General features: G+C 70.3%; 2 protein-coding genes. One reads left to right on the forward strand and one right to left on the reverse strand.

The features are described 5' to 3' along the window. Positions 1-294: 294 nt before the first annotated feature. Positions 295-4,047: a vitamin B12-dependent ribonucleotide reductase gene (locus JWR86_RS12680; RefSeq protein ID WP_299566006.1), complete on the reverse strand. Its 3,753-nt coding sequence runs from the start codon at positions 4,045-4,047 to the stop codon at positions 295-297. Positions 4,048-4,677: 630 nt separating this feature from the next. On the opposite strand from JWR86_RS12680, the gene JWR86_RS12685 reads away from it, so the two are divergent. Continuing rightward, the coding region (locus JWR86_RS12685) for a hypothetical protein (protein WP_299566009.1) at positions 4,678-6,047 on the forward strand (1,370 nt) is incomplete at its 3' end.

Consider the following 6,047-nt stretch of genomic DNA (forward strand, 5'->3'; position numbering starts at 1 on the left):
GCCGAAGGCCCGTCTCGAAGCACGCAGGACAGCCGCCCCTGTTGGCACGCCCACACCGACGGTGCGTGCTTCGAGACGCGCTGCTCTGCAGCGCTCCTCAGCATGACGAGGTTGGGTGGTGGGCCAGCGGAAGAGCGGCCGTAGCCGGGCCGATCACATCCACCACGCTGGTCATGCCGAGGAGGGCCGAAGGCCCGTCTCGAAGCACGCACGGCCGGTGGAAGCACCCGTCAGGCACTCACCTGCAACAAGGCCCGCAAACACAGGTTTGCGGGCCTTGTTGTGTTCAGGACCTCAGCTGCAGCCGGTCGTCGAGCCGCAGGTGTCGCACTTCAGGCACGTTCCGTTCCGGACCAGCGTGAAGTTCTGGCATTCCGGGCAGGCCTCGCCCTCGTAGCCCTTCATGCGGGCCTCGCTGCGCCGGTCCGCGGCTGTTGCCTGGGCGGCGGAGGCGCGAGAGGCCGGCGGCGTCTCCGAGACCGCCAGGAAGCCGAGCTGGCCCGTGGCCAGGTCGACCGGGGTGTCCGGCTCGCTCTTCAGCGCCGTGGCCCCCGCCGTGGCATAGCCGGCCGGCAGCGTGCGGCCGCCGTCGATGAGCTGGAACGCGCCCGTCTTGCCGCGCACGAAGCCGGTCGAGACCGGTGCCGGAGCCGCGAGCGGAGCCGCAGCCGGACCGCCGTCCCGGTCGGACGCGCCGGCGGGTGCCGGGCGGCCTTCGCTCTCGCCCGAGCCCAGGACGTCGTGCCCGATCTCCTCCGGGTTCACATGCGCCAGGTCGGTGCGGCCGAGATAGGACACGGCCAGCTCGCGGAACACGTAGTCGAGGATCGAGGTTGCGTTCTTGATGCGCTCGTTGCCCGACACGAAGCCGGCCGGCTCGAAGCGCGTGAAGGTGAAGGCCTCCACGTATTCCTCGAGCGGCACGCCGTATTGCAGGCCGAGCGAGATCGCGATGGCGAAGTTGTTCATCATCGCCCGGAAGGCCGCGCCCTCCTTGTGCATGTCGATGAAGATCTCGCCGAGGCGGCCGTCCCGGTACTCGCCGGTGTGGATGTAGACCTTGTGGCCGCCGACCACCGCCTTCTGGATGTAGCCGGTGCGGCGGTCGGGCATCTTTTCGCGCTTGCGGACCTCGATTTCGACCCGCTCGACGCGCTCGATCACCCGCTCGACGATGCGCTCGGCCACCTGCGCGGTGCGGGCCGCGTTGGGCTGGGCCAGCAGCGCGTCCACCGCATCCTCCACCTCGTCCTCGTCATCGGACACCAGGGACGAGTTCAGCGGCTGCGACAGCTTGGAGCCGTCGCGGTAGAGCGCGTTGGCCTTGAGGGCGAGGCGCCAGGAGAGCTGGTAGGCGCGCTTGCAATCCTCGACGGTCGCGTCGTTCGGCATGTTGATGGTCTTGGAGATCGCGCCCGAGATGAAGGGCTGCGCCGCCGCCATCATGCGGATGTGGCTGTCCACCGAGAGGTAGCGCTTGCCGAGCCGGCCGCAGGGGTTGGCGCAGTCGAAGACCGGGTAGTGCTCGAGCTTCAGATGCGGTGCGCCCTCCAGCGTCATCGCCCCGCAGATATGGACGTTGGCGGCGTCGATGTCGGCCCTGGAGAAGCCCAGGAACGGGAGCAGCTCGAAGCTCGGGTCGTCCAGCTTCTCGGCCGGGACGCCGAGGGTGCCGGTGAGGAAATCGGCCCCGAGCGACCACTTGTTGAACACGAACTTGATGTCGAAGGCCGATTTCAGCCCGGCCTCGACGGCTGCGATCGCCTCGTCGGTGAAGCCCTTGGCCCGGAGCGAGCCCGGGTTGATGGCCGGCGCCTGGCCCATGGAGCCGTGGCCGACCGCATAGGCCTCGATCTCGGCGATCTCGGATTCGCGGTAGCCGAGGGTCCGCAGCGCGTCCGGCACCGCCTGGTTGATGATCTTCCAATAGCCGCCGCCGGCGAGCTTCTTGAACTTCACCAGCGCGAAATCGGGCTCGATGCCGGTGGTGTCGCAATCCATCACCAGGCCGATCGTGCCGGTGGGCGCGATCACGGTCGCCTGGGCGTTGCGGAAGCCGTGCTGCTTGCCGAGCACCAGGGCCCGGTCCCACGCCATGGCGGCGTGCTGGACGAGGTCCACCTGCGGGCAATGGGCGCGGTCCAGCGGCACCGGGTTCTGCTGCAGGAACTCGTAGCCGAAGGTCTCGCCATGGGCGGCCCGGCGGTGGTTGCGGATCACCCGCAGCATCGACTCGGCGTTCTCGGCGTAGCGCGGAAAGGCGCCGAGCTCGCCGGCCATCTCGGCCGAAGTCGCGTAGCTGACGCCCGTCATGATGGCCGTGAGGGCGCCGCAGAGCGAGCGGGCCTCGTCGGAATCGTAGGGCAGGCCCATGGTCATCAGGAGCCCGCCGATATTGGCGAAGCCGAGCCCGAGCGTGCGGTACTCGTAGGAGAGCTGTGCGATCTCCTTCGAGGGGAACTGGGCCATGGTGACCGAGATCTCAAGCACCAGCGTCCACAGCCGGCACAGATGCTCGTAGCTCTCCACATCGAAGCGGCGGGAGGCCCGGTCATAGAAGGTCAGGAGGTTGGCCGAGGCCAGATTGCAGGCCGTGTCGTCCAGGAACATGTATTCGGAGCACGGGTTCGAAGCCCGGATCCGCCCGCCCGCCGGGCAGGTGTGCCAGTCGTTCATGGTGGTGTTGAAGTGGAGACCGGGATCAGCCGAGGCCCAGGCGGCCGTGCCGATGCGGTCCCACAGGTCGCGCGCCTTCACGGTCTTCACGACCTTGCCGCTGATGCGGCCGATCAGGTTCCAGTCGGCATCGGCTTCCACCGCCCGCAGGAAGTCGTCGGTCAGGGAGACGGAATTGTTGGAGTTCTGGCCCGAGACCGTGAGGTAGGCCTCCGAATCCCAGTCGGTGTCGAAGATCGGGATGTCGAGCTCGGTGACCCCCTGGCGGGCCTGCTGCACCACCCGGCGGATGTAGTTGTCCGGCACCTGGGCGCGGCGGGCGAGCTTGATCTCGCGCTTCAGCGCCGGGTTCTTCTCCGGGTCGTAGCAGCTGTCGCCCTCGGCCTCGCAATTGAGGCAGGCCTTGAGCACCGCCTTGAGGTGCTTGTGGACGGTCTTGGAGCCGGTGACGAGGGCGGCGACCTTCTGCTCCTCGCGCACCTTCCAGTCGATATAGGTCTCGATGTCCGGATGGTCGATGTCGACCACCACCATCTTGGCGGCGCGGCGCGTGGTGCCGCCCGACTTGATGGCGCCGGCGGCCCGGTCGCCGATCTTCAGGAAGGACATCAGGCCGGAGGAGCGCCCTCCCCCGGACAGCTTCTCGCCTTCGCCGCGCAGGCGCGAGAAGTTGGACCCGGTGCCCGAGCCGTATTTGAACAGCCGCGCCTCGCGGACCCACAGGTCCATGATGCCGCCCTCGTTGACGAGGTCGTCCTGCACGCCCTGGATGAAGCAGGCATGGGGCTGGGGGTGCTCGTAGGCGGAGGTCGAGGAGGTCAGCACGCCCGTCTCGGGGTCGACATAGAAATGGCCCTGGCCCGGCCCGTCGATGCCGTAGGCCCAGTGCAGGCCGGTGTTGAACCATTGCGGCGAGTTCGGCGCGCACATCTGCGCGGCCAGCATGAAGCGCAGCTCGTCGTGGAAGGCGTGCGCGTCCTCCTCGGAGGAGAAATAGCCGCCCTTCCAGCCCCAATAGGTCCAGCAGCCGGCCAGCCGGTCGAACACCTGCGGGGCGGTGGTCTCGGAGCCGAAGCGCTCACCCTCGGGCAGTTCCGCGAGGGCCGCCTCGTCAGGCACCGAGCGCCACAGCCAGGACGGAACGGTGGTCTCCTCCACCTTCTTCAGACGCGCCGGCACGCCGGCGCGGCGGAAATACTTCTGCGCCAGCACGTCGGCCGCGACCTGCGACCAGCTCTCCGGAACCTCCACCCCCTCGGCCCGGAACACCGTCGAGCCATCCGGGTTGCGGATCTCGCTGGTTGCCGTGCGGAAGGTGATCGCCTGATAAGGCGAGGTGTTGGGAGAGGTGTGCCGCCGCTCGATCCGCATCATAAGCCCCTGAAACGCGCTTCGACCGTAGCGGCCGCGCCTGCCCGACGAGTGACCCTCGCCCGCACGCCATTCCCCTCCCGGACGGAAGCCGCCGGGCGCCAGGACGCGCGAACTGAGGAAGAGGTCGCGGGCGGCTGCACAAGGCCTCCAACCGCGACGAAACGGACGCTAGAGCGAGTCTTGGACGAGCGTCAATTGCTCCCCAGCTCCTAGTTATAGGGGCCCATCCCCGTCCCGCTCACAATATATGGTGTTGACCTCACGGTTTCTAAACCCTTACCGAAGCGTTCTCAACGGCTTGTCCGGGGGCCTTCGGAGCGGCGGGCAGGCGCCCGGGGCTGTGGATGGCAGCCCTGTGCGACTCGTTTCAGACAGGCGTGGCGCGCCTGCATCACGGTCCCGGTCCGGGAGGGCGGAAATCCCCGGCGAGCCGGGTCCGGGGCCCCTCCCGGCCCGACCGGCCGGCCGGTAACCGTCCGGTAAGGGGGGCCGGCCAGGGTCTCGGGCCGCGAGCTAGCCGGGGCTGCCGACGTGGACCACTCGATCGCGCGCCCCGGTTCCGGGTCGCCCGGGCAGCCGTCGCGGGCTCGCGCACGCGCCGCCCGTCTGGGCCGCCGGCTCGCGGCGGTGGATCCCGTCCAGGCCTCGCTCTGGGCGGCGCTGCCGCTCCTCTTTCTCCTGCTCCACCCCTATCCTGGCGTGGTCCGGGACGGCCGCATCTATGTCGGCCGCGGCTTGGCGGATCACGATCCCGGCGGCGTCGGGCTCGACCTGATGTTCGCGCGTGACCAGCAGACCGGCTTCACGCTGCTTCGGCCTCTGGTCCGCGCGGTGCTGGGCGTGCTGCCGGCCCCGGAGGCCTCCCTGGTCCTGTCGCTCGCCGGCGGCGCGTTGTGGCTTGCGGCGGCGGTGGCGCTGGGCCGGGCGCTCGCCTCTGGCCGGACCGCCTGGGCCGCAGCCGCCTGCCTCCTGGCCCTGCCGGCCGGCTACGGCCACGGCGCCTTTGTGTTTGGCGAGGTGCTGGCCACCCCGCGCATCTTCGCCGAGGCCGCCGTAATGGCCGCCCTTGCGGGGCTGGTGCGGGGGCAGCTCGTGGCTTGCAGCGCCCTGCTCGGCCTCGCCCTGCTGCTCCATCCCCTGATGGCTGCCGCCGGGATCGGCGTCGCCGCGCTTGCCTGGGGTTCGGATCGGCCCGGACGCGGCGCGGCGGTGGTTCTGGCGGGCGCGGTGGTCGGAACAGCTCTGATCGCCGTCGCCTTCCGCCGGGGAGAGATGGACGCGGAGTGGCTCTCCGTGGTCCGGCTGAGCCCTTATCTCTTTCCGAGCCTCTGGCCAGAACAGGCCTGGGGACAGGTGGTCCGCGATCTCACCGGGGCCACGCTCGGCGGTCTCCTTCTCGCGGGGCGGGCACGGGGCGTCTTGTGGGCCGCGGCACTCGTCGCCTTGCTCGGCCTCGGGGTCTCCGCCGTGTTCGGCGATGCCTGGCCGCTGACGCTCGTTCTGCAAGCGCAGCCCTGGCGGGCCACGTGGCTCCTGGCCGTGGCCGGCCATGCCGGCCTGGCCATTGCCGCGGTCGCACTCTGGAGTCGGGGCCCCGCCGGCCGGCTGACCCTGGCCGTGCTTCTGACCGCATGGCTCGCCTCCGACCACCTCACGACGGCGGCACCGCTGAGCGCGCTCGCCCTCGCCCTCCATCTGGCGGATCGCCGGGGCGCCCTCGCGGCGCTCTCGCCGCGGCTCGCCGGGGCGGCCTGTCTCGTGCCGGCCCTCGTCGCCCTCGCGCATACGGGCGCGGCGGCCGTGCTGGCGCTGGACCTCCTGCGGGCCGGCCGCGCGGCCGGGCGCGCCACGCCGGCCGACCTCCTGCTCACCCTGGATCTGCACACGGCACCGGTGCTGGCGGGGATTCTCTGTCTGGCGATGATTCCGCTGACCCTGCGCTCGCGGCCCGCCCAGGCGGCTGCGGCAGCCGCCGTTGCGGCGGGCATCGCCGGGGC

It is taken from the genome of Enterovirga sp. (genome assembly GCF_028290205.1).
In the GTDB taxonomy this organism is placed as follows: Bacteria; Pseudomonadota; Alphaproteobacteria; order Rhizobiales; family Beijerinckiaceae; genus Enterovirga.